16 protein-coding genes are annotated in these 22,294 nt (G+C 42.8%); 4 read left to right on the forward strand and 12 right to left on the reverse strand.

The window, feature by feature from the left end:
• Window positions 1-159 precede the first annotated feature (159 nt).
• The 6 genes from HUJ22_RS10090 to HUJ22_RS10115 form a co-directional block, all read right to left on the reverse strand.
• The gene (locus tag HUJ22_RS10090; RefSeq protein WP_290876856.1) at window positions 160-843 is read right to left on the reverse strand and encodes a hypothetical protein; all 684 of its coding nucleotides are present in this window, start codon (window positions 841-843) and stop codon (window positions 160-162) included.
• A gap of 239 nt (window positions 844-1,082) precedes the next feature.
• Window positions 1,083-1,580 carry a hypothetical protein gene (locus HUJ22_RS10095; protein ID WP_290876858.1) on the reverse strand — a complete coding sequence of 166 codons (498 nt, stop codon included), beginning with the start codon at window positions 1,578-1,580 and terminating at the stop codon, window positions 1,083-1,085.
• A 244-nt stretch (window positions 1,581-1,824) separates the two neighbouring features.
• Window positions 1,825-2,373 carry a hypothetical protein gene (locus HUJ22_RS10100; protein ID WP_290876860.1) on the reverse strand — a complete coding sequence of 183 codons (549 nt, stop codon included), beginning with the start codon at window positions 2,371-2,373 and terminating at the stop codon, window positions 1,825-1,827.
• Window positions 2,374-2,513: 140 nt separating this feature from the next.
• Complete coding sequence (locus HUJ22_RS10105) at window positions 2,514-4,463, reverse strand: Ig-like domain-containing protein (RefSeq protein WP_290876863.1); 1,950 nt, start codon at window positions 4,461-4,463, stop codon at window positions 2,514-2,516.
• A gap of 191 nt (window positions 4,464-4,654) precedes the next feature.
• The gene (locus HUJ22_RS10110; RefSeq protein WP_290876865.1) at window positions 4,655-5,323 is read right to left on the reverse strand and encodes a tyrosine-protein phosphatase; all 669 of its coding nucleotides are present in this window, start codon (window positions 5,321-5,323) and stop codon (window positions 4,655-4,657) included.
• A gap of 72 nt (window positions 5,324-5,395) precedes the next feature.
• A complete protein-coding gene (locus HUJ22_RS10115; protein WP_290876867.1) occupies window positions 5,396-6,010 on the reverse strand; it encodes a hypothetical protein in 615 nt (204 codons plus the stop codon).
• On the opposite strand from HUJ22_RS10115, the gene HUJ22_RS10120 reads away from it, so the two are divergent.
• Window positions 6,009-6,155: a hypothetical protein gene (locus HUJ22_RS10120; RefSeq protein ID WP_290876869.1), complete on the forward strand. Its 147-nt coding sequence runs from the start codon at window positions 6,009-6,011 to the stop codon at window positions 6,153-6,155. The genes HUJ22_RS10115 and HUJ22_RS10120 overlap by 2 nt on opposite strands.
• 5 nt (window positions 6,156-6,160) lie before the next feature.
• On the opposite strand, the gene HUJ22_RS10125 is transcribed toward HUJ22_RS10120, so the two are convergent.
• From HUJ22_RS10125 to HUJ22_RS10150, 6 genes are all read right to left on the reverse strand, one after another.
• Window positions 6,161-6,736, reverse strand: a complete 576-nt coding sequence (locus HUJ22_RS10125; RefSeq protein ID WP_290876870.1) for a hypothetical protein — start codon at window positions 6,734-6,736, stop codon at window positions 6,161-6,163.
• Between the two features lie 34 nt (window positions 6,737-6,770).
• Complete coding sequence (locus HUJ22_RS10130) at window positions 6,771-7,646, reverse strand: DUF4189 domain-containing protein (protein WP_290876872.1); 876 nt, start codon at window positions 7,644-7,646, stop codon at window positions 6,771-6,773.
• 253 nt (window positions 7,647-7,899) lie between these two features.
• Window positions 7,900-8,868, reverse strand: coding sequence for a hypothetical protein (locus HUJ22_RS10135; RefSeq protein WP_290876873.1), 969 nt, complete (start codon window positions 8,866-8,868; stop codon window positions 7,900-7,902).
• A gap of 108 nt (window positions 8,869-8,976) precedes the next feature.
• On the reverse strand, window positions 8,977-9,351 hold the full coding sequence (locus tag HUJ22_RS10140; RefSeq protein WP_290876875.1) for a hypothetical protein: 375 nt from the start codon (window positions 9,349-9,351) through the stop codon (window positions 8,977-8,979).
• A gap of 355 nt (window positions 9,352-9,706) precedes the next feature.
• Window positions 9,707-12,088 (reverse strand): penicillin-binding protein 1C, encoded by a 2,382-nt coding sequence (gene pbpC, locus HUJ22_RS10145; protein WP_290876877.1) that lies wholly within the window; start codon window positions 12,086-12,088, stop codon window positions 9,707-9,709.
• Between the two features lie 12 nt (window positions 12,089-12,100).
• Complete coding sequence (locus tag HUJ22_RS10150) at window positions 12,101-17,626, reverse strand: MG2 domain-containing protein (RefSeq protein ID WP_290876879.1); 5,526 nt, start codon at window positions 17,624-17,626, stop codon at window positions 12,101-12,103.
• Window positions 17,627-18,170: 544 nt separating this feature from the next.
• Here HUJ22_RS10150 and HUJ22_RS10155 point away from each other — a divergent pair.
• From HUJ22_RS10155 to HUJ22_RS10165, 3 genes are all read left to right on the forward strand, one after another.
• Complete coding sequence (locus tag HUJ22_RS10155) at window positions 18,171-20,930, forward strand: PAS domain S-box protein (RefSeq protein ID WP_290876881.1); 2,760 nt, start codon at window positions 18,171-18,173, stop codon at window positions 20,928-20,930.
• Window positions 20,931-21,590: a response regulator transcription factor gene (locus HUJ22_RS10160; protein WP_290876883.1), complete on the forward strand. Its 660-nt coding sequence runs from the start codon at window positions 20,931-20,933 to the stop codon at window positions 21,588-21,590. It begins immediately after the preceding gene.
• Between the two features lie 223 nt (window positions 21,591-21,813).
• On the forward strand, window positions 21,814-22,212 hold the full coding sequence (locus tag HUJ22_RS10165; protein WP_290876885.1) for a hypothetical protein: 399 nt from the start codon (window positions 21,814-21,816) through the stop codon (window positions 22,210-22,212).
• Window positions 22,213-22,294: the final 82 nt, after the last annotated feature.

The following is a 22,294-nucleotide window of genomic DNA, read 5'->3' on the forward strand; positions in this document are numbered from 1 at the left end:
AAATTTATCCTTCCCGATAACGAGGTGATACAGAGTGTCTTAAAGTAGTTTTACATTAGCAACTTATATTCTAAAATGCCAAACCTTATTAGGATTCTAACATTTGCTTAAAAAAGCTATGTGTGGATTAGCTATACATTCGCTCTTTTTTAGTCTTTCTTAGAGTAGAAAAATCAGTGTCCCCACGATAATATCCGTTAACAATCCAATACCCCCCAGAAAATAAGGCAACGGTCCCATTCCGGTTCGATAAACGATCTTGTCTACTTGTTCAACCTCAACAAAATAGGGTTCTGCATCAGTCCGGTAGACATCAAACCCCAGATAGAAGTTTTCTATGTCGGAACCGAGAAGGGATTGCCGGGTTGAATCCGTTACGAGTCCAATGTGCTCAGTTACATAGGAGTATTCAGGATCCCTTTTCATAGTATAAAATTTGAGAGTATCTATTTCATATATGCTCACCTTCTGTTCATCACGAAACCGAAGAAAGATTCCTTCCGGACTTTTCCCAAGATGCGTGATATATCCTTTCAGTTCTCCGTTATTCTGGCGGTGCGCCACAACATCATTCCGATCCATGTGAAGCAGGTTGGTAGATCCTTTTTCTTTGACAAAGAACCCGTTGGACATACCGACTTGTTTTACAGAAGAGTTGCTGTACACTTTTGTTGTGAATTTAATGGGATAGATAGAATGGAATGATTCCGGTTTAAACTGTTTTTCCTGCACATCTTTTTGAGGCGGAGTAATAGCAGCGCCTACTCCAAAGTTGAGGGCCGTGCAGCCAAGACCTAAGACAGCCAGAACTAACAGAAAAGATATACCGATAAATTTTTGCATGATTAACACCTAACTATAAATTATTCCTGTTATAATCAACACAATCACCAAGACACAAAGTTGCAGGGATACCGTCTTAAATGACGGTTCCCTAGGGCCCACGATTCCTGAAAAAACCTAAAGATCTCGATTAAACTGAGCTTTATCAGCAAAGCCGGTACTCAGCTAAAGGTTTGAAACAAGGATTTAAAAAGTGAAATACTCTAAGATGTAGATGATGAATGCTCAAATGATATGAATTAAAAGCTTCTGTCCCGAGCAAAGTATAGGATATCATCGTGGTGGTAATAAAGACACCAGCTTAGGCTGGAATCAACGATGATCAGGTTGTCCCCGTTAAAAAACGTCGCGGTATACTTGGAAACCATCTTCCAGGTCGTCATGATAATAGGAGTACTTTCTGTTTTAAAGACCGGTAGCAGCAGTACCTCGGTCTTAAAAGCCAGGCCGCGGCGATAAAGCCACTTCTTCAGCCCGCCTTCATCTCCAGACATCTTAAAGTGTTCTACAGTCCTGTAGCAACCCTCGCTAAAAGGCTTATTCCCCCAGCCGTCATCACCACAGAGCAGATCCACACTGTTGACCACTTCATAAACGGCATCTGTAGAAGCGGCATCGAGAAAATAAAACTGGTCCTGATGTTCGGGCGAGAGCTCTCTGAACTGGGGCGGGGCAAAGTAAATCCAACGATAAGGCTCCGGTTCTTGCATGCCAGTGAGCTGTGTGATATCAATCATAAGGTTTAATAAAATAAATGATAAGTAATTAAGTCTCTAAACAGGCTATAATAATTAAAAATCTGTTTTCCCACGATAATATCTGACCCCGTGAAATTAGCAATCGCCTCATTCCGTTTGCTAGACGATCATTACCTGGAGGTGTAGCATAAACTCATTCCTATCCATAAGAAGGAAAGATAAACAACCCTATAGGCACTCGCCCATGTGAAAATAAACACGTTAATCATCCTGTCAATGTTAACTAATTACTAATTTCTGTAAATAATATGAACAGAATCACCAGAATAGTGAACTGCAGAGATACAACCTTAAAGGTGGGCCCCCTGCTGCTTCCTTTAAACCACCCTATCCAATAATTGAACAGATACACTACACTGGCAAGCATTATCAACATTTCATACAGAACAGCGAGAATAATCAGAATTGACAAAAATTTTATTGGCTCGAAATATTCCAGTTGAACATTGCCCAATTTGGTACCCAAAAGTACCAACACCGGCAGACAACCCGTGAATAGAATCCACAATACCTGGAATATTCTTTTCTTTATGAAATTAGCAAGAAAAATGCTCCCATAGACTAGCCACATTATAAGAAGAAGTGACATAAGGGTATCGTTTACTGTCGGTGAATCCAGTAAGTCACTAAACAACAGGGAAAGTGTCAGTAGACACCAAAGCGACAGGGCGAGTGCGATTTTTTGATCCCTTCCTCTGGATGGATACAAATCAGGATAGAGTAATTTTTCTTTTCCAACCGTTTCATCTGAATATAATTTAGATTGTCGCATGGCATATTTTATAGAAAAAATACTGAAAGCTGTTCATTAGATAGATCTCCATAGAATGAATAAAATGGATGGTAATAGATGTCATAATCATTTCCCTTGTAAGTTTTGTGAAGTTTTTTTCTGTGACCAACAGATTTCGATTATTTTATATTATTAACAACTTCTCCAACATATTTTAGGTTTACTGAAGACCCTATATGTTGGTCATTGTAGCATCTTGCAGATGTATACGTTCCATCGTGGGTATTGGCTATAGGATCGAAGTTTTCAAGTTTAAATCCTTCAGAAAGACATCCACCTGTATTAACATATACCAAAACAATATTTTCTTCATTAATCCATTGGTCATAAGAAGCAGAGAAGGTTGCAGAAAATGAAGGATCAAACCAAGTATTGTCAGCAGAATCCCAATAATAAATATCACCTTTTGAGGAACTACCGGAGTTGTTTGATACATGAAAAAGCACAACTTTTGTTTCCCAACTATATCTCAACTCGTAATAACCCAATTTTAGTGGTGCGTCATTATCTGAAACTAAAACTGTCCCTATCTCAGAACCACTGGTACTATTAGAAGCAGAAAAAGTAAAACTATCCTCACCTGTGTATCCTTCATCGGCTTGGTACGTAAATTCTCCGGTAAAAACATTGTCTAAAGTTACGGTCCCATTGGCAGGCTGGCTTTCAATGATAAAATCAGCCGCATAATCTGCTTCCAAGGTATCGCTTACGCTCGTACTGCCCTCTGCAATAACTATTTGCTTATCGTAGGTAACGGGGGCTAAGGGCTTTAGTGTGGCTTCCGCAGTAATCGACTGATTATATGCTTCCTTATTCAGCTCTAATGTGAAGGAGGTATTTTCACCGTCAAGAATGACTCCTTTTTTGTATTCCAGGGTAATTGCCAGTTGATCTCCATTTTCAGCAGCCATGCCAGAAACCCTGTCATCGGAAATACTGCTTATGTTAAAGCCTGCAGGACTTTCGGATCTTACTTCTCTATAGTCGAGCTGGCTGGCTTTTTCCATCCAAGAATCCGGCACAAAGCTTTGAACCTTGCTATATATATTCTTTAACTCGCCCAACAACGTATACACCGATTGAGGTAAATCATATTCTGAACTTATATTAAATGATTTAGATTTACCGTGTTCAAATGAAATACTGGAGGCTTTCGCTTTAAATGTATTGTCAAGACTTGTTTCAAACGGTTCAATACAAGCATTAATTAAATCTTCTCGCCTATCAAGTGTATTATTCAGTTTGATCAAAATAGTTGCACCAGTAGCAGATAAAAAGACACCACTTGCTACTGTTCCCCATCCGGTCCACGAAATTGTAGAGGCTAAGTAGGTAGCGTACCCCCAGCTTGCTATGGTAGTTACCAATAACGCCATATCCGGAGTAATAAGCTCCATTTTCTGTTCACACGATTCCGTTTGAGTGGACAACTTTTGTTTACCTGCTGACTGAGTATCCTCCAGGTTGGTTTTCAAAAACCGTGCAATCAGTTTTCTTTCTTCATCACTTAATTGTTCCATTGAAGAGGTAGCCTCTTCAATTTCAGTAAGCATAATTTGCAGCGTATCCTTAACCCCTTCAGAAGTAACTACCTGAATTAGCTGTTCAAGACTGCTCTTTGACTCTACCAAAAAGTCTTCTACATACTGATCAGGATTATCGATTGACTCATAATTATTTATACTGAAAGCTATCGCAGTATCTACACCAACATCATTAAAATGAAGAGTATGATTGCCCACCTCAATCTCAGGAATGATAAATATCAGCCCTTGATTATTTCCCTCATCTTCATAAAAAGGCAGCTCTACTTCTAATGAATTATCGATAGTAGCCTTGTAGGAATCCTCCTGCAAAGTAGCATTGGAAACTACTAGCCTGATAAATTCCCCCGGCAAAAAAGAAGTCTCTTCACTTTCAAAACTGATCGTTATTTCAGGCTCTTCGATCGGAGGCTCCTCCTGATTGGTAATTCCACCTCCACCATTTTTACAACCGCTGAGGCTCAATCCGGACACTAACAATATCAGGAAGGCGATTGGAATCCAAGATCTTGATAAATTATTCATAGAAAATTTCTTAATAGTTGAGTATTACACATTGATGTACCCCAAATAGAAATAATATTTTGGGAGATCGTTCTTCACTGCATAAGCCGGCTGTTTCACCGGGATACAATTATTCCATTCCAAAAAAAACCATTTTCGACTCAAGATGAATGATTAAGGTTGGGTATTTTTTGAAATTGCACGTGTTATGATTAATCACTGCCAAACCGCTCACCCCATTCCAGCCGGTCATCCCCGACTCCTTCCCGTGTAGTTGGCCTCAGCTCGTTCAATTTATTTATTGCTTCAGCAGCCGGGAGTCCCAGATAGCGTAAAAATCCATACGATATCATCCCGGTACGGTGGATGCCTGCCGAGCAATGTATATAAATTCTTGCCTCGTTGTTGAGGGCTTCCTCCATAGCCGAAAAAACAGATAGAAGTTCAGGCATTCGTTCCTCACGGGGAGGCGCAGCGGAGCTCATGCCAAACCACAGCCACTGCATATCTTCTTTCAGTGTTTCTTTTTGGATGGATTTGGCTCCTTCACTCTCAGAGAGCAAAGTAAAAATATGAGTTCCGCCCTGGAGACGGATATCCGTTATTAACTTCTTAGAGGGCCTGTGGCCAATGGCCATGCTGCCATTTCCAACTTTTACCCAATCAATGGGTTCGATATCCTGAAGCCGATTTTGCCATCCCCTGACTTTTCCTAAAAGCGGCCCCAGAATTTTACCGGAGTCGGGATTGCTTTGAAGCATTCCCTGCAACTCAGCAAGTAGTGCCTTAGATCGGAGCAGTGCATCATCAATACCTGATTCAAGTGGATTTTCCAGCCACTCTCTTACCTGTTTTACCAGTTGGGGAATGTCATCTTTCACTATAGTTAAGATATTGGTTGAATATAATTTTTGAATGTAATCAGATTATGGAATCTCCGGACATCTAACAATTCAGCCGCGTATACCCGGCCCCAGTGCCCTGTTTTTTTGGTTCTTCAACTCTTCCTCGATTTCACTTTGTTCTTCCTCACTCAGGTATTGCACAAACTCCTTAAAGTTGTTCAAAAAGCTATCCCAAAAACCAGATTCCTCCGGCTGAAACGGCTGTCCCATGTATTCAATAGAATGAGAGACATAATAATCCCCGACCAGTGAGGTTTTAACTTTTTCTTTTATGATCTCATTGACTCCTTCTGTGCTCTCTGTTTTCATGAGGAAGAAATCTTTTCGCAATCCATCACAATGGTCGTAGGTAACCGAATACACCACGGCAAAATCATTGGGCTTTAGAGTTACCATCCGGCTGGTATAGGTTCGTTCTTCATTCTGGTTGCTTTTGCTTTTTCTCAAGGCGTTGCGGGCTTTTTTATAGGTATCATAGTCCACATGGGCCGGAAACATATAGGTTTGATAGTCCACGGCAGTCTCACAGTAGCCGGGCTTCTCCATCTTTTCCTTGGCGTAGATCATGAGGTAGCGCATCTCAGGCTCGTCTTCTTCAAGAGGTACAAATCCTGCTCCAAAGACAAAGAAGCCGGATACTAATACAAGTAATAGAATCTTCATGCCCATAGCGATTCGGTTTTCATTTTTAGGTGACAATTTAGTTTCCATCAAACGAATCTTCCTTGAATCTTCTACCACCGATCATTTCTATAGCATGGGCCAGGTGTTTTTTCATGATGATATTCCAACTATGAGTAATGTATAAAGGCACTAAAACGCATCCCCGGAAGCTTTGCGTTGTTCCTCGCGATATTCAGTGGCTAGGTAAGCAAGATGTTTAAAAGCTTTTAGTATGCGGGGACGCATTTCAGTATCTTCTACATCAATCCCTATCACTCTTTCGCAATTCCTGTAAGAATAATCATAATTATCTGCCTGAGTAGACACACATATATTCTCACCTGTCGTCCTCAAGGCAAAATCTGAATAAGGAAATCCATAATTGGGGTCGAATACATTCTTTAAATCATAAAAACTTAATCTAGCACTCACTGAGGCGTTTGCCTTTTCTCCCACTGCTTTATCCGCTTTCTTATAGTATTTAAAATTCATAGAAGTAGAATAAAGACTTTCAATTTTTGAAGTTGCTATTAATTCACTCTTAGTACCTCGCCATGTATCGGCATAGAATCTAAACTTAACTTCTATGTAAGACTTCTTGGACTTAATAAAATCAACTGTTTCCTCCCACGTAGCATCAGACTGCTTCTCCTGGGCCAAGGCCGGAACGCTGAAGGTTAAGAAGAATACCACTAAAAGCAGATTTGTATAAATAAGAGTTTTCATGGTTCGTTTTCTATTGTGAAATTTTGGTTTTGATTTATATACCCACATCGACGCGGACGATTTCAGCATCTGCATCCCTGCACATATTATCTGCGTGTTCAATCGCCCCTTCCATCATTTCCTTCCGTTCGCTGTTGCTCAGGTCCAGGGCAGTAGTATTATGATCCACCTCGTTTTTTCCGGCCCAATCCACCGGCGAGGCACGGGTAAAGGCATGCTCCATCATATCACCAAGGTATCCGTAGATATTTTCCTCGACCACATCCAAATATTTTTCCTTCAACGGAGTCATAACTTTTTCGGCATTCCTTGACCAAACCCAGCTATTGCCCTGTTTAACTGCTAGTGCCGGTTGGTACAATACGTCCGTCACAAAACAGCGGTTTTCATCTTCGGAGTAAGTAAAATGATAAAAGTATACTCCTTTCAACGTCCCGCTCACTTCTTCGGAGTGTGTTAGCTCTCCGCCGTTGCACCCCCAGACTCGTGTGACCAGATCTTTCCCGCCTACAGCCCGAGCCTCGCTCATGGCCCTGTTCTCTGCAGCCCCTTGCGTTTCCGCAGTGCCCCAACCATAAAGGCTGCTGTTTCCGCGTTCAACCACGTATGTCCCACAACCACCGATAAAGCGGAGGACGACCTGACAGGAATCCCCACCGTTCTTTTCACACTCCTGTAATGCCCGTTCGTCTGCTTCCGACTGGGAGTCATATTGAATCGCCCAACCGTATTGATCTCCATCCCGCTGATCTATGGCCAGGCTTGCGGTCCGGCCATTCTCTAAATTTTGAGCTGATGCAGGAAATGAAACTAAAAAGATCAGGAGCAGACTAAAGATGGCATACAGGGAGACGGTCTTTATTAAAAGTTGCACCCCAAAAAACCCTTTATATTGTATCGATGTCTTCATAATCCCGTAATTTATGTGTTGTGATGGTTTTGGTTTTACCTGAAGTAAGCAATCCATTTTGCCTTAACATGCCTCTGGATGAATTAACACACACCATAAGCTTGTCGTTTTACTTCAATTCAAAATTCATCAATAAGAAAAGCACCTATTTGCACTAATGAATGATTAAGGTTGGGTATATTTTGAGCTTCCATTTGCATGAACATCTTTTTGATATTTGAACAGGAAAGTGCATTTCAATGTTGGATATATTTTAATTAAAAACATATCCAACACTTAACAAATTCAGAGGATAGATATGAACAGGAGTATCTGAAGCTTCTCCCAAGTAGCTATTGTACCGTATATAAATCCCTTTGGAGTTGAAATTCCCCCATGTTTTGTAATAGCTGATGTCAAATCCATATGGAAGTGTAAAATCTTCCAGATTATCATTGTCTTTTTGTACCGTCAGGCTCAGGTCAGCTCCTCCCGTCACAAATAAACCAGACTCACTTGAACCAAAGGCTGCCCCCATGCGCATTGGTAATGAAAGAGTGATATTTTTATTCCCCATGAGATAAAAACCTGTTTCGAAACCAAAAAAACCGGTTTTTGAATGCACGCCGATTCCCAGGGAATATTGGCTATTATCTACATCATCAGTGCCAATACCGACATTTAATGTTCTGAAATGTACATCGGGCTGTTTGTCCAAAAAGCTTTTGGGTCTAGAGCATGGTGCACTTAACGTTTCATAACCTTTCAAGAGATCGAATGAAACAACTTCTCTGTTATATATAATCCAATCTCCATAAATGTTTTGCCTTCTGTCGAACATTCCATCTTGTACACCCAAACTTTCTACAGCCTCATCCAACACTTCCCAATAGTTATATGAAAAATCATCCGGCGCCACCTTTCTTTCGATATCAATAAACCTTAGTTCTAATCCACTGGAACCGATAAAATTATCATAGTTACATTCCAGGTAACTCTTTACCAAAGAGGGTGTAATTTTGTCTACATTTTCAGCCTCAACCAAAAATGGTTGTCCAAAGAAAGTAGCTCCGGTGCGTCCATTAAATAACAAATCACTCTCATAATCATTGTAATTATGAACAGCAAAAAATGTCACAAAATATCGATTGGCTTCTCTTTCCTGTGCATTAACATTTTGAATACCAAGAAATAATAAAAAGCCGATTAATAAATATAAAATAGATTGATTCTTATGGGCCATGATATATTGTCTAATTATTATATAATCCAGTTCAGGTTATTAGAGACTCTAATCTTATTTTAGAATTAGCCGAAAATCCTTTGACTTTCGGCTAATCGTTTGGAATTTTTAATCTCCATAGTAGGTGAAATAGAAATCAATCGTCTTAAAATCATCTGCTCTATCATCTCCCATCTGTTTTCTTTTTTTTCTTCCTGCTTCTCCCCGTGTATCAAATGGCCCCCAAACGATATGTGAAGTTGTATGAAAATAAGTTTTAGGGTATTTAGCTTTTAATGCGTCATGATACTCATTGCCAATCGCTGTTTCATTTTCATCACAATCAGCTGACACAATATTTGAATAAATAATTTTCAATTCCTCGCCTTTATAAACCTCAAAATCGCTGTCAGCATGTTGAGAAACATAGTAATAACAGGTTTGAGCTTGCACAGTACCTAATACTCCAGAGAGCATGAACAATAATAGTAAAAGAGTTTTCATTAGTGATTATTTAATTGAAACTTTCTGTTTAATGGTTTAAGACCAATCAGTGATGACTGATCAGTGACATTAACCGTATGCTACATAGCCATGTATGTAATTACGGGGCAATTAAAGCACTCTATTTCACTAATGAATGATTAAGATTGGGTATTTTTTGAGATAGATGTGAGATGATAGACCTAAGACTTGAGATGAAATTTTTACCTAATTCCGGGGCTCCGCTCCGGAACCTGTAATTAAGGCTCTGATTTATACTATTGAATAATATAGCTGGAGGCGGAGCCTCCATAGGGCATCGCGGAGCAGAGCCGCCGCAACGAGGGACACGAGGATCATGAAGAAAGAAGTAAACTCATCTCCCCACCACCCGAAATTCATACTCCAATCGTTGGCCCTCATCATCTATCAAAGTCAGGGTATGCTGGCCGGGTTCGGGGGAAAGTGGCATCTGGTGGATGCGGGTCGTTTCTCCCAGGAAGTGCTCATCGAGGTGCCAGAATATTTTTGCGTTATCGCCGCGATGAGCTGCTTCAAATACAGTTTTTCCCTGACTCCCATCCAACTCAACCGGCACAAAAATAGTGGAGGTTTTGTAGGGATAAACCAGTTTCATGGAGGCCACATCCCGGTTTCCGCATCCCGGTTTCATTTCAGGAAGCGGACGGTATCCCGCATGGCTTTTACGGTAATACCACTCTTCCACCGGGGGAAGCACGAATCGGTTCTCCGCCTTCATAGAGGAAACATCACTGCAGCTCGAATTTACCTGCCACTGCCCGGTTTCATCTACGTGGATTCGCCGGTGATAGGGACATATTCCCGTTTTTAATCCGGGAGCGGGAACGGGAATAAGGTCTGTTTCCTCGCAATACTGTCCGGCCTTATACCCGCTTTTTCGGCATATTTCTATCTCTTCCATTTCATACACCGGCTCGTTGAACCAGCCGGTTTCGGCCAGCAGATCAAATACGTCAAAAAGAATGGGGGCTGCTGTGCGGATTCCGGTCAGCCCGGGCCGGCCCTCGCCATCGGCATTGCCCACCCAAACACCAACCACAATCTCAGGAGTAAGGCCCACCGCCCAGCCATCACGGTAACCAAAGCTAGTCCCGGTTTTCCAGGCTACTTTCCGGGAGTGTTCGAATTGCCGCCAAAAGGCTTCGTCCTCAGGACGATTTACTTCCACCATGGCTTCAAACATACTCCATACCGCGCCGGGATTCAGGGCAAAAGATTCGTCTGAATTTGAGGGTTCATCCTCTTTCCCAAAATCAAAATACCGCTTTACAAATTTCCGGGATTCCGGTTCTGCGGCATTGTAGTTATTCATCATGGCCGCAACAGAGCCGTAGGCAGAAGTGATATCCATTAAGGTGCCTTCCGCTCCGCCTAAAATCAGCGACAAACCGTAATGCTCGGGTGCTTTATGAATGGTTTTCAATCCCATTTTATTCAGGTAATGATGAAACTTTGGAACACCGAATTCCTGCAGCATATATACCGCCGGCACATTCAATGAACGGGCCAGGGCTTCGGAAGCATGTACGGCGCCATCGTAAGAGCGGGTAAAGTTTTTAGGCGTATAGCCTGAAAACTGGGACGGGATATCGGGAACCAGGGTATGGGGCAATATCTCCCCATCATTTAATTTCAGCATGTATAAAAAGGGTTTCAGGATACTGCCTGTACTCCTGGGAGCCGAGGCTACATCCACATAATTTCCCTCTCCGGCATTAACATCCCGGGTGTTTCCGACATAGGCCGCTACTTTTTGTTGCTTCACATCCAATACTACCACAGCTGCATTGTGAATTCCATTCCCTTCCAGCTGCCGGTGATGCCGTTCCACCACCTGATTTATTTTTTGCTGAATACGCTGCTCAATAGACGAAGTGAAAGCCGTTCCCTTTTCTTTTCCGGTGTAGAGTTTGGCAAGTACATGCGGAGCATCACGGGGCAGGCTGAGCGGTTGTTCAGGGATAGGCTCCAACAATGCAAGATTGTAAGACAATGAATCCATCGCATTCTCCTCATAAAGCCTTTTTAGAAGCCGGTTTCTTTTTTGGCGGAGAGCATCACGATTTCGGCCGGGATGGATGAGCCCGGGACTGTTCGGCAACACGGCAAGGGTGGCCGATTCCGCCCAGGAAAGCTGTCCGGGACTCCGTCCGAAATACCTCCACGAAGCCGCCTCTAACCCAACCACATTTCCGCCAAAGGGAGCATGAGCCGCATACAAAGAAAGAATTTCTTCCTTGGAATGGGTCAGCTCCAATCGCGTTGCCAATATCATTTCCCTGATTTTCTGGCGAATGGTTCGGTCTTTGTTTCTTTCAGACAGGCGGATGACCTGCATGGTGATGGTACTGGCACCGCTTACCACTTCTCCGGCTTTGTAATTTTGAATCATAGCCCGGCCCACTGCCAACGGATTTACCCCGGGGTGCTTGTAGAAATGACGGTCTTCAAATTCAAGCAGTGCCTGTGCGAACTTTTCGGGAACTTCTTCCGCCACCGGGAACCTCCACTGTCCGTCACCGGCAATTTTGGCACCCATCAGCTTCCCGTTTTGATCTTTGAGCACCGTTGAGTAGGTGGTTTCGAACAGCGGATTTGGCAGGGAAAACCAAAAAGCTGCCAAAAGTAATATACATACCACTACCGTTCCGGCTTTAAGGATTTTCCGAATCTTAATCCGGTTTAGGCTAAATGATATGTGAGGAAGCTTCTTCATCTAAACCTGGTATTACGGAATTTGAACCTCCACCCATTTTCCGGCACTTCTGGCACTGATGGTTTCATCATACATAGCCGTGGTGGCTACCGCCGGATAATAAAATTTGCCGGCATAGCTGGCATTCAACTGTACCCGGAAGACCTTGCTGGTATTGGGCGCAAGATCGAAATAAGTGTAAACCCGGTCGTCGCGGATATCCTGGTAATCAAAACTTGAAACGGGTTCGCTAAAGGCTTCGTCATCCATACGGGTATTCCGGATTTCCCAGCCCGACGGAAACACCTGCGAAAGAGCCAGCTCTTCGTAATCTCCCCTTAAGCCGGGATTGGTAACTGTGACTTCAGCTACAAAATCGGTTCCCTGATTAAGCTCTGAAGGATCTATGGTTTCCCCGTCCAGGTTGGTAAAGCGTACTTTTTGCACCAGGCTGTTGGAAGCTGATATCGAATCACCCAGCAGCGGGGTTCCTTCTAAAATCAGTCGGGCATATAAGGTACCTTCACTGTTGTTAACCAGTTCAAAATTATTCGTATTAAACTCATCCATACGAATCGGTGTTTGAATGATGATAGCTCTCGAATCTATACTTCCAACTTCTTCGCCATTGATGGAAAAGCCGGCCTGCATTTCTTCGGCTGCCGTAAATTTATCCAGGAACTTTGAAATGGCAATCAGGCTGTAGGCGGTGGTTTGGGTGCTCATCCATTGCTGTGAACTCAGCTCCCCGGAAATATCCCGCACCAATAGCGCGGCATCATCCTGTCGGTCAAGGATGCTCAGGGTTTCCAAAATCATAGCCCGGTCCCGAAGTGAGGAACCATAGCTTCTCGAAAGCTCCCGGTAATTTTCCACCGAAGTGCTGACCCCGGTAAGGATATCTTCGGCCGCTTCTTTTTGTCCGGCCAAGGCATAAGCCGCAGCCAACCTCCATTTCGATTGGGTGGAAAGATTTTCTTTTTCACGCAACCGGTTCATGGCACCGAGTTCCGGAGAGTTGGCCAAGGCCAGCGTGTAAAGTCGGTATGCCTGTATCAAATCAGACCTGCGATAGCCTTCGTTCTCCCTCCAGTTGCGGGCTCTTTCTTTCTGGAAGCGGGTGACCTTATCCATCAAATCCGACGGCACATAATAACCCTCGTTCCTCGCTTCCAGTAAAAAATGGTATGCATAATTAGTGCCCCATGAATCCGGGTCTTCATTGCCGGGCCAGTAAGCCACGCCGCCACTGTAGGTCAGGAACTTTTGCATCCGCTCAATTCCGCCATCTACATTTTTCTGGATATCAGCTTTTTTCTCATCAGTCAATTCCATCACTTTGGAAATATATAATTGCGGAAATACAGCCGAAGTGGTTTGTTCAATACATCCATGTGGGAAGCGCGTCAAATACCGAAGTCGTTTCCCGAAATCTATGGGCGGAATCCGGGAGACTTCCAGCATGGCCGTGTTGGTGCCCGTCATGCCTTGAGGTTCGAAACTTTCGGTCCATGTTTGTCCTTCTTCCACAATTTTAGAGTGCACATCCACAAAAGGAGAATTGGGATTTCGTACTGCGATTTCAATTTCGTGGTATGCCGATTCTCCGCCGCCCGTGGCTTCAACCCGGACTTTCCCGACTCCAATCTGTGCCTTGGTTTTCAGTTTGAAGTTAACCACCTGATCGCCCGGCTCGCTGAAATTAAGCGTAGTGCTGGCATCACCCTCTATTTCAAACAACTCGTTTGCCTCTACGCGGAGCTGAACATTTTGCACGCTCTCGTTCATGGCAAAAATACTTACCGGCAAGCTCACGGTTTCTCCAGGGCCCAACACTCTCGGTAAGGTGGCAAGCACCATCACCGGTTTCCGAACCGGAGTAGTGGCTTCAGTTTGACCATACGCGCCATCCTGCCCGGCAATGACCATCGTACGCACAGACCCCACATAATTTGGAACAGAAATATTATGGCGATTTACAGCTCCTTCTTTTAGTTCAAAAGGCCCTTCAAATCGCACCATAGGTTCAAAACGATTAGCTTCTTCCAGCGGGTCAGCCGCTTCTGCTTCTCCATCCCCGCCAATGGCCATAATCCGGGTCAGGTTTCCGGCATAGGCATCACTCACAAATTGGTACATATCCCAGGTTTTCACACCCAAAGCTTCCCGGGCGTAAAAATAGTTGTGGGGCATCGGCGTTTCAAAATTAGTCAGGTCCAGCAACCCGTCATCTACCATGGCGATAGTGTAGGTCATGGCTTTACTGTTTTGCTCGCTAACATCCACCTGTACCGTACTTTCCGGCCTGAATTCCCCCGGAAGATTTACCAACGGTTGCAGTTTTGTGGCGGGGTCTTGTACCGAAATCGGGATCACTCCGTACATGCGCAGCGGGAGATCGTTGCCTTGTTGTCCGTGAGGCTGAATGTGCATCACGTGGGCATATACATTGGGCATCATATTTTTATTAGCGGGAACCGTAACGTTCGTTTCTTCAGCTTCCGCTTCTACCCAAAAAGTGTTCAGCACTTTGGAGCCGCTTTCCAGGCTGACCAAAATCCGGCTTCCCGCGCTGCTGGGGATCGTAAGGGAAATGTCTTCTCCAACTTCATACGCCTCTTTGTCGGAAGTAAAGGTGAGACGTGCCGGGCTGACCGATTCATTTCGTCCGCCATACCAGCTAAAATACACTACGGAACTTGCCGAATGTCCACCTTGTGGATCCTGAACCCTCACCAAATACCGGCCTCCTCCTTCACTGTCAGGAAGTTTGAGGTCAAAAAAGCCATGGCCGTCATTATCCGTCCTGACTTTCCCGGATAATACTTCATTTACATTTTCACGCTCAAAATAACTGCTCAGATCTTCCGTGCCGCGCTCCCACCACCAACGCCAGCGAATATTGTACACCTTCACTTCCAGATCTTTTCCGGCTACGGGATTTCCATCTACATCCACTGAAACCACCTCAAAGCGATGGCTTTCTTTCCGGTCCCGCCAGTCCCAATAATCACTGCGATCTACAGCCGGAGGTTTTATTCCCATTATCGTCTCAAATGGATAGTAATAAGTGCTTGCACGGCCGATACTGAAATTCCCGGAAGGTTCAAAAACGCGGGTTCTCAGGTTCACTAACACTCGTGCCGGGCCTTCGGTCAGGTTGTTGAAACGGTGGCTGAAATCAGCCGTGCCTTCTCCGTTAAGGGTTCCTTCAAAAATAGACTCGGGCGAGGAAGAGAAAGTCACGGAAGCGTCATCAAAGCTAAAAGCAGGATAGTCACTGAAAGACACCGGCGAAGGACGCATACTCATTTCCACATCTGCTTTCATATTCCCTGCGATGGCACCGTGCAACCATCTTGAAGAAAGGGTCGCTTGAAGCTGACGGTTCGAAGCGGTCACCTTGTTTTCCGCAAAATCTACTTCCACTTTCAACCGGTTTGGTTTTACCGACTCTATTTTGATTTGTTTACTGAAAGTAAGCCCACCCACTTTAGCTTCAAGCTGCCAGTTCCCGGTCGGGTCCTGTTTCTCTGTTTGGAACTGATATACATAAAAACCATTCACACCCGAAGTAAAGGTTTGTCGATTTTCCAGCTGACCGGATGGGTTTTTTAATTCAAAAGTAACGGGATGATCATCGGGCAACACCTCGTTTTCATCTTCCAAAATCAAGGTTACAAACAGCGAATCTCCCGGCCGCCACACACCACGTTCACCATACAAAAACCCTTTCATTCCTTTTTCGATACGTGCCCCGGATACATCAAAATCACTCACCGAAAGGGCATTTCCGTCATTTACTTTTAAATATCCCTTTTGGCCGTCAATGTTTGCAGTCAGATAGAAAGGATTTCGAGGGGTCTCTAAAGTTACTTTCCCTTCTGCATCAGTTGAACCCTTGGCAATTTCCTGTTGCTGGTAATCAAAGGCTGAAACCTGCACTCCGCTTCTGGGTTGTGCGGTTAACAGGTCGGTTACAAATGCAGTAATCTGCTGTTCGTCTGCTTTTTTGGCAATGATACCCAGATCGGAGGCCAAAATATTACGTGAGGATTTAATGCTTGTATTATAATAACTGACATGGCAGGGGTTATCCCGTTCGCGCCAGTTATATCCATCCGGGTAGCCTCTGCTTGAATAGTTTTCCCAATATTCTTTTTCTTCCTGAGCTTCATATTCCCAATTGTCAGTTTGCCGGTTTACCGCCCTCCCATCACTGCAAGGATAAATTGAATGTATATCCCTGAACCCGATCTCCACCTGATATAGTGCTCCCGGCTCCGGTGTGATCAGGTTGGCAAGGTCCAGTGCATAGTTATTCCACTCGCCGGCATCCACACTGCCTAAACGAGATAAAGGAACTGCGCCGGCAAATACCGGCCGACCGACCTTTTCAATATTCCAGATGGATGACCGGTTCATTTCATAATCCTGGAAAAACTGGCCCATATTATCTTCAAAAATGCGAATAACCCGTACATCCACGGCCCCAAGGCTTACGGCTTTAAAAGGAAACAATAAATCCTTCGACCGGGGAATAATGGTGCCTTTCCCTAATAATTCAACCTGTGGCTTGGGCTGGTAAAACTGAACCTGGCGTGTTATTTCCGTTCCAAGCCTTTTTCCTTCCCGGTTTTTGATAGCCGGGTCTATTCTGAGGCTTTGTACTCCGTTTCTCCGTTCCCGCGGGTTCACTATAATTTTATTTTCAGTAATGATGAAATTCAGGTTCCCGGCATTTTCTATGCTGATGAGGCCGTTTAGATTTTGGCGGGGATCCAGCGGATCAGAAAAGGTAAGTTCTACCCTGGGGTTCACATCCCGAAATACCATAATGCCCATCAACTCAAAAGCCCCAACGGGAATGATATCAAATGTTTTTTCACCTTTGACATCCGCTCCAATAGGTGAACTATCCCAGGAAATCACCAGCTCCGATGCTTCCTGCTGCCGCTGAATATTATCGATCTGAAATTGGTGCGTTCTTTTTGACCCATCCTGATTCCAGTCTATTTCCAGATTTTTATTGGAATGGCGAGCCTCCAGGGTTTGTCTGACAGATGCCAAATCGGCCGCATCAGCCGTATGCACTGTTCCGGTAAGCCGTTGTTGGTTCCGGTTTTGAGTCTGTGTGTGAAGTGCATCAAACTCAACCTCAAGATCTTGCTGAATGATGGAAACGTTAAACATGAACTCTGATTTTTCTTCTTCCACCTCAAACAAGCGATTCAGCCTGAACATTACCGAATAATCCCGTCCATTTTCTAATTTCTCAGTCGGTTTAAAAACAACGGTGGAATTATTGACCCATTCCACATTCCCGGAAACCGAAGGATTGAACTGAAACAAGCCATCCGTCTGTCGGTTACTTTCATCCACAGGCTGCGCCAGTGTAATCGCTATTTCCCCTTCCGAGCTTATTTGGCCCGAGGTATATCCTGAAACATATTCTGAAAATTCAGAGGAGACTGTAACGCGGTTCGCCTGCTGATTAGAGCAAGCCACAAAGGTTAATAAAATAAGCGTCCAGGGAAATAATCGTATAGTTTTGAGCATAACTGTCTGGTATTAAATCATATTTAAGCACTTATAGTACTTTATTATTTTACAGAAAAAGTTCCCACACAAAAAATATTTTCCTGTTTTAATCATTGTGGTCCTTTCTATTACAAAAATGAAAAGTTTACCTCCGAGTCTGTTATTCTAGAACAAAAAGCTCTGTTCAAATCACATTTATTTTTTGAAGCTTTTTTAATTTTATAAAAAAAAGCGGTCAGGACTACTTTAAAGTTGATTTTTAGCCTCCCAAAAAACTTCCGAAAGAACTGTAAGGAATTGCTCTGAGATCGCTCTAACTATACGGTTAAGGGAAATAAGTTTTTGGGTTAAATCGCGGGTACAACTATACCACCCTCACCTAATCATAGGTGAGGGTGGTTTTTATTTTGCAGAAATGATCGGGCTTCTTTTTTTTTGAACCTTTTACGATAAAATACATCCTGTCAAATTCTGATTTGCGAATAATTTTTCCTTGTTGTTTTCAGCAGAAAGCATTTAGTTAATTTTGTTCATCAACATGTGCTTACAGGTTATTTGCGCTATGATTAGGCCTCCAAAATTATTAGAACTGAATGCATCTTCCATTATTGTTTTTTATTTGGTATTTGCCCTCCTTTGGATTTTGCTCTCCGACCAGCTCTTGATCTGGTTTACCAACGATCCACTCCTTATTTCCCGATACCAAACCCTGAAGGGCATACTGTATGTACTTGTAACTGCTCTATTTCTCTTTTTCCTAATCACCAAAAGCAACGAAAAAATTTCCGATCGGAAAGAGCGTATAGATAATGCTTTATACGCTGCCGGCATGGCTACTTGGAGTGTTGATTTAAAAACAAAAAAAATCCGGCGATCAAAATTCCATCATAAAATTTTGGGGTTCTCTAAAAAACCCAGGCCGTGGAACTTAGAGAATTATTATAGCATGATTCACCCTGAGGATCGTGCATTTGTTCGTGAGAAACTTGAAAAAACCATTCAGGAAAAGCTTTCTTATTATCAAATTAGATACCGAATTGTTTCCCCCGATAAAAATATTCGGTGGATGGAAAGTCGCGGTAATTTAATCTATAACTCCAATAACAAGCCCGTGCAACTGGCCGGGGTTATTGCTGATATTACTGAACAGAAAAAGCTGGAAGAGGAACACAGCCAAGAACAAGAGCTGTTTAAAAGTATTTTTGACAATATCCCGGTACTCATAAACATTCACGACGAAAACGGCCACGTATATCGCGTAAATAAATTCTTTGAAGAAAAAGCCGGGTATACCAATGCTGAACTTGACTCGATTGACTTAATTAAAGAAATGATACCCGATGATGAAATCCTTAAATCTGTTTTTGCACATATTAAAAAGGCAGATGGTACCTGGAAGGATTTAGATATTAAAACGAAATCCGGAAACATTATTCACACAACCTGGACAAACATTAAGGTTTCTGATAATCTTTCGGTTGGGATTGGGATAGATACAACCGAACTCAAACAAAAAGAGCGGGAGCTGGAAGAATTAACCTTCCGGTATAAACAAGCAGAAAAAATTGCCGGATTTGGCCACTGGAAAAGAATTATTGAAACCGATGAAGCAATCTGGTCAGATGGATTTTATGAAGTCATTGGATTGGAAAAAGGTGCCAAAGAACCTGGTTACCAAAACTTACTTGATATGATTCATCCTGATGATCGGGAAGATTTTGATGAAGCTTTTAATGAAGCATTGGAAACCGGCACCCTTAATGTGCGTTACCGACTGATAAAACCTAACACCGGAGAAGTGGGATACTACCAGGAACTGGCTAAAACTGAGTATGATGAGCACGGGAACCCGATTTCTATAAGTGGTACTGTTCAGGACATGACGGAACAAGAAGAATTCCAGATAAAACTAAAACACCGCAACGATTTCATTGAAACCACCCTGGAAAACCTCCCCATCGGTGTTGCCGTAAATCTCATGGATTCCGGTACCGCAACCCTCATGAATAAGAAGTTCACGGAAATTTATGGATGGCCGGAAGAGGTCATTAATGATGTGGATACTTTTTTTAAGAAGGTTTATCCGGACGAGGCGTACAGAAACCGAATAATTGAAATGATTCAGGCTGATATCAGGTCCAATAATCCGGACAGGATGAATTGGAATGGAGTAAAAATAACTACCCAAACAGGCGAAGAGAAAATTATAAATGCCAAAAATATTCCCCTTCCTGAACAAAACCTGATGATCTCTACCGTGGTGGATGTTACTGCACAGGCCGAAGCCGAAAAAAGGCTTGCTGATTCAGAGTACAACTACAGGCTGCTTTTCCAGAAAAGTCCGCAGCCCATGTGGATTTATAACCCGGAGAATTTGCAATTTATTGAAGTAAATAATGCTGCAACCAAACATTATGGGTACACCCGGAAAGAGTTTCATGAAATGACTCTTTTGGATATTCGCCCTGAAGAAGATCATGACCGTTTAAAAAAAGAAATATCAGAAGGGAAAAGGATCGACCTTTCCGATGCCAAAGAATGGAGACACCTTAAAAAATCCGGAGAAATTATTTATGTGCGGATCACCGGCTCCAGTATTAATTATTTCGGAAATAAGTATCGTTTGATCTTGGTTAATGATGTAACCGAGCAGAAAAAAGCAGAAGAAAGGGTATTGGCTTCGTTGGTTGAGGGCGAGAATAAAGAACGTGCCCGCATCGCCCGGGAATTGCATGACGGTTTGGGGCAATACCTGGCTGCTGCCAACATGAATCTTGATGCCGTAAGAGATGATATTGAAGCCCTGACTAAGCGAAAGCAGGAGCAGTTTACAAAAGGACTGAACTTACTGAAGCACGCCGTTACGGAAACAGGACAGATTTCCCGAAACTTGCTGCCGCGTGTAGTGGATGATTACGGGCTGGCATTTGCCATCGAATCATTAGTAGATAATTATAGCAGCAGTGCTGACGCCAAAATAACATACTACCATAACCTCAAAGACTTGTCGCTCCCCAGAGAGGTTCAGTTTAACTTGTACAGAATCGCCCAGGAAGGACTTTCAAATGCAGTAAAATATTCGGAGGCATCTCAAATTAATGTACAGCTGATTAAAGATGAACTTGATTTGATCCTTTCAATTGATGATAATGGAAATGGTTTCGACCCTTCATCTAATGATTTTATACCGGGGCTTGGGTTGCGAACCATAGAAACCAGAACCGGGGCACTTGGCGGAAATTTCGAATTTGACAGCAAACCAAATAAGGGTACTTTCCTCAGTGTAATAATCCCTATACACACGAATTCTAAACCTTCTTAAATGGCTAATATTCAGATTGCAATAGTGGATGATCATGAGATTGTGAGAGATGGTATTAAAATCCTGTTGGAGGATGAGCCGGGCATCAACATTACAGGGGAAGCCAAAACCGGAAAAGAAGCTGTAAGTTTATGTAACTCTCACGAAACCGATCTGGTGATCATGGATATTACCATGCCCGAAATGGATGGTATTGAAGCTACCAAAATCATTAAGGAAAACCATCCCGATATAAAGATTCTTGCTCTTACCATGTTAAGTGAGGATCAGCATATTCGGAAAATGATAAAAGCCGGGGCCTCGGGTTATATTTTAAAAAGTTCGGGCAAGCAAGAACTCATTAAAGCTATTAATACCATCATGGCAGGAAAACACTATTTCAGCAATGATGCCACCCAATCTATATTACAGGAATTGGTTACTCCCGATGTGAATAAAGTTAAAGATGAAGATGAAGCACACATTACCGACCGGGAACTTGAAGTTCTGAAACTGATTGTCAATGAATATACCAATCAGGAGATTGCGGATGAGCTATTTGTAAGTGTACGAACCATAGATGCTCATCGCCGGAATCTCTTACAAAAAACAGGTGCAAAAAACACGGCCGGACTTGTTAAATACGCCCTGAAAAACAAGCTCTTCAACAATAATGGATAAGGCTTTGTTGAGCTCAAACTGCTCATAGAAATATGGCTACTCCTCAGATTCATCCGGTCTTTCTATCTTCATAATAGCTTATTCAGGAAAATATTCACATAAGTTACTTAGGTAAAAACACCTATAAATTTATTATAAAAAATAGGTTTAATCACTGATTGAATAGCTTCCCTTTTGGTTTAACTTACCATTGACAACATAGCCTCTCTCCTAATCCATACACGTGCTAAAAATCGCTTACATAGGAAAATTAAACCAAACCAACGGCCTCATTGGCAGTACTATTGAAGCCTCATTCAGCTGTAATATAAGGTTTCATGACCCTGCTGACCTGGTTTCTGATCCAAGCATATTGGATGATGAGGGTTTAGATCTTGTAATTTTTGATCTTAACACCTCCTTCGGACTGGGTAATGCTCCGGATAATATCAAAAAATTAAACCGGCATTTATCAACTTCTCCCTTATTAGTCATGCATCCCTATAAAAAAGAGAAATTCATAACGCCGCTGATTGATGCAGGTGCCAATGGTGTTATTTCTATCACTCCTTCCGAAGATGAACTCACACAGGCTATTAATAATTTATTAAATGGAGAATCCTATATCAGCCACCCGGAATAAATTTTATAGGCGTTTTCACTTAGGCAAAAAAAGAAGTGTGCTAGGTTTTAATACCTAATTTTAAAATTAGGCTTTTCACGTC

It is taken from the genome of Gracilimonas sp. (assembly GCF_014762685.1).
Classification (GTDB): domain Bacteria; phylum Bacteroidota; class Rhodothermia; order Balneolales; family Balneolaceae; genus Gracilimonas.

What these genes read in the sequence shown, in the direction of transcription:
- HUJ22_RS10090 (WP_290876856.1), bottom strand. Translation starts at nt 843, where the DNA reads ATGCAAAAATTTATCGGTATATCTTTTCTGTTAGTTCTGGCTGTCTTA.
- HUJ22_RS10095 (WP_290876858.1), bottom strand. Translation starts at nt 1,580, where the DNA reads ATGATTGATATCACACAGCTCACTGGCATGCAAGAACCGGAGCCTTAT.
- HUJ22_RS10100 (WP_290876860.1), bottom strand. Translation starts at nt 2,373, where the DNA reads ATGCGACAATCTAAATTATATTCAGATGAAACGGTTGGAAAAGAAAAA.
- HUJ22_RS10105 (WP_290876863.1), bottom strand. Translation starts at nt 4,463, where the DNA reads ATGAATAATTTATCAAGATCTTGGATTCCAATCGCCTTCCTGATATTG.
- HUJ22_RS10120 (WP_290876869.1), top strand. Translation starts at nt 6,009, where the DNA reads ATGCCCATAGCGATTCGGTTTTCATTTTTAGGTGACAATTTAGTTTCC.
- HUJ22_RS10115 (WP_290876867.1), bottom strand. Translation starts at nt 6,010, where the DNA reads ATGAAGATTCTATTACTTGTATTAGTATCCGGCTTCTTTGTCTTTGGA.
- HUJ22_RS10125 (WP_290876870.1), bottom strand. Translation starts at nt 6,736, where the DNA reads ATGAAAACTCTTATTTATACAAATCTGCTTTTAGTGGTATTCTTCTTA.
- HUJ22_RS10130 (WP_290876872.1), bottom strand. Translation starts at nt 7,646, where the DNA reads ATGAAGACATCGATACAATATAAAGGGTTTTTTGGGGTGCAACTTTTA.
- HUJ22_RS10135 (WP_290876873.1), bottom strand. Translation starts at nt 8,868, where the DNA reads ATGGCCCATAAGAATCAATCTATTTTATATTTATTAATCGGCTTTTTA.
- HUJ22_RS10140 (WP_290876875.1), bottom strand. Translation starts at nt 9,351, where the DNA reads ATGAAAACTCTTTTACTATTATTGTTCATGCTCTCTGGAGTATTAGGT.
- pbpC (WP_290876877.1), bottom strand. Translation starts at nt 12,088, where the DNA reads ATGAAGAAGCTTCCTCACATATCATTTAGCCTAAACCGGATTAAGATT.
- HUJ22_RS10150 (WP_290876879.1), bottom strand. Translation starts at nt 17,626, where the DNA reads ATGCTCAAAACTATACGATTATTTCCCTGGACGCTTATTTTATTAACC.
- HUJ22_RS10155 (WP_290876881.1), top strand. Translation starts at nt 18,171, where the DNA reads ATGATTAGGCCTCCAAAATTATTAGAACTGAATGCATCTTCCATTATT.
- HUJ22_RS10160 (WP_290876883.1), top strand. Translation starts at nt 20,931, where the DNA reads ATGGCTAATATTCAGATTGCAATAGTGGATGATCATGAGATTGTGAGA.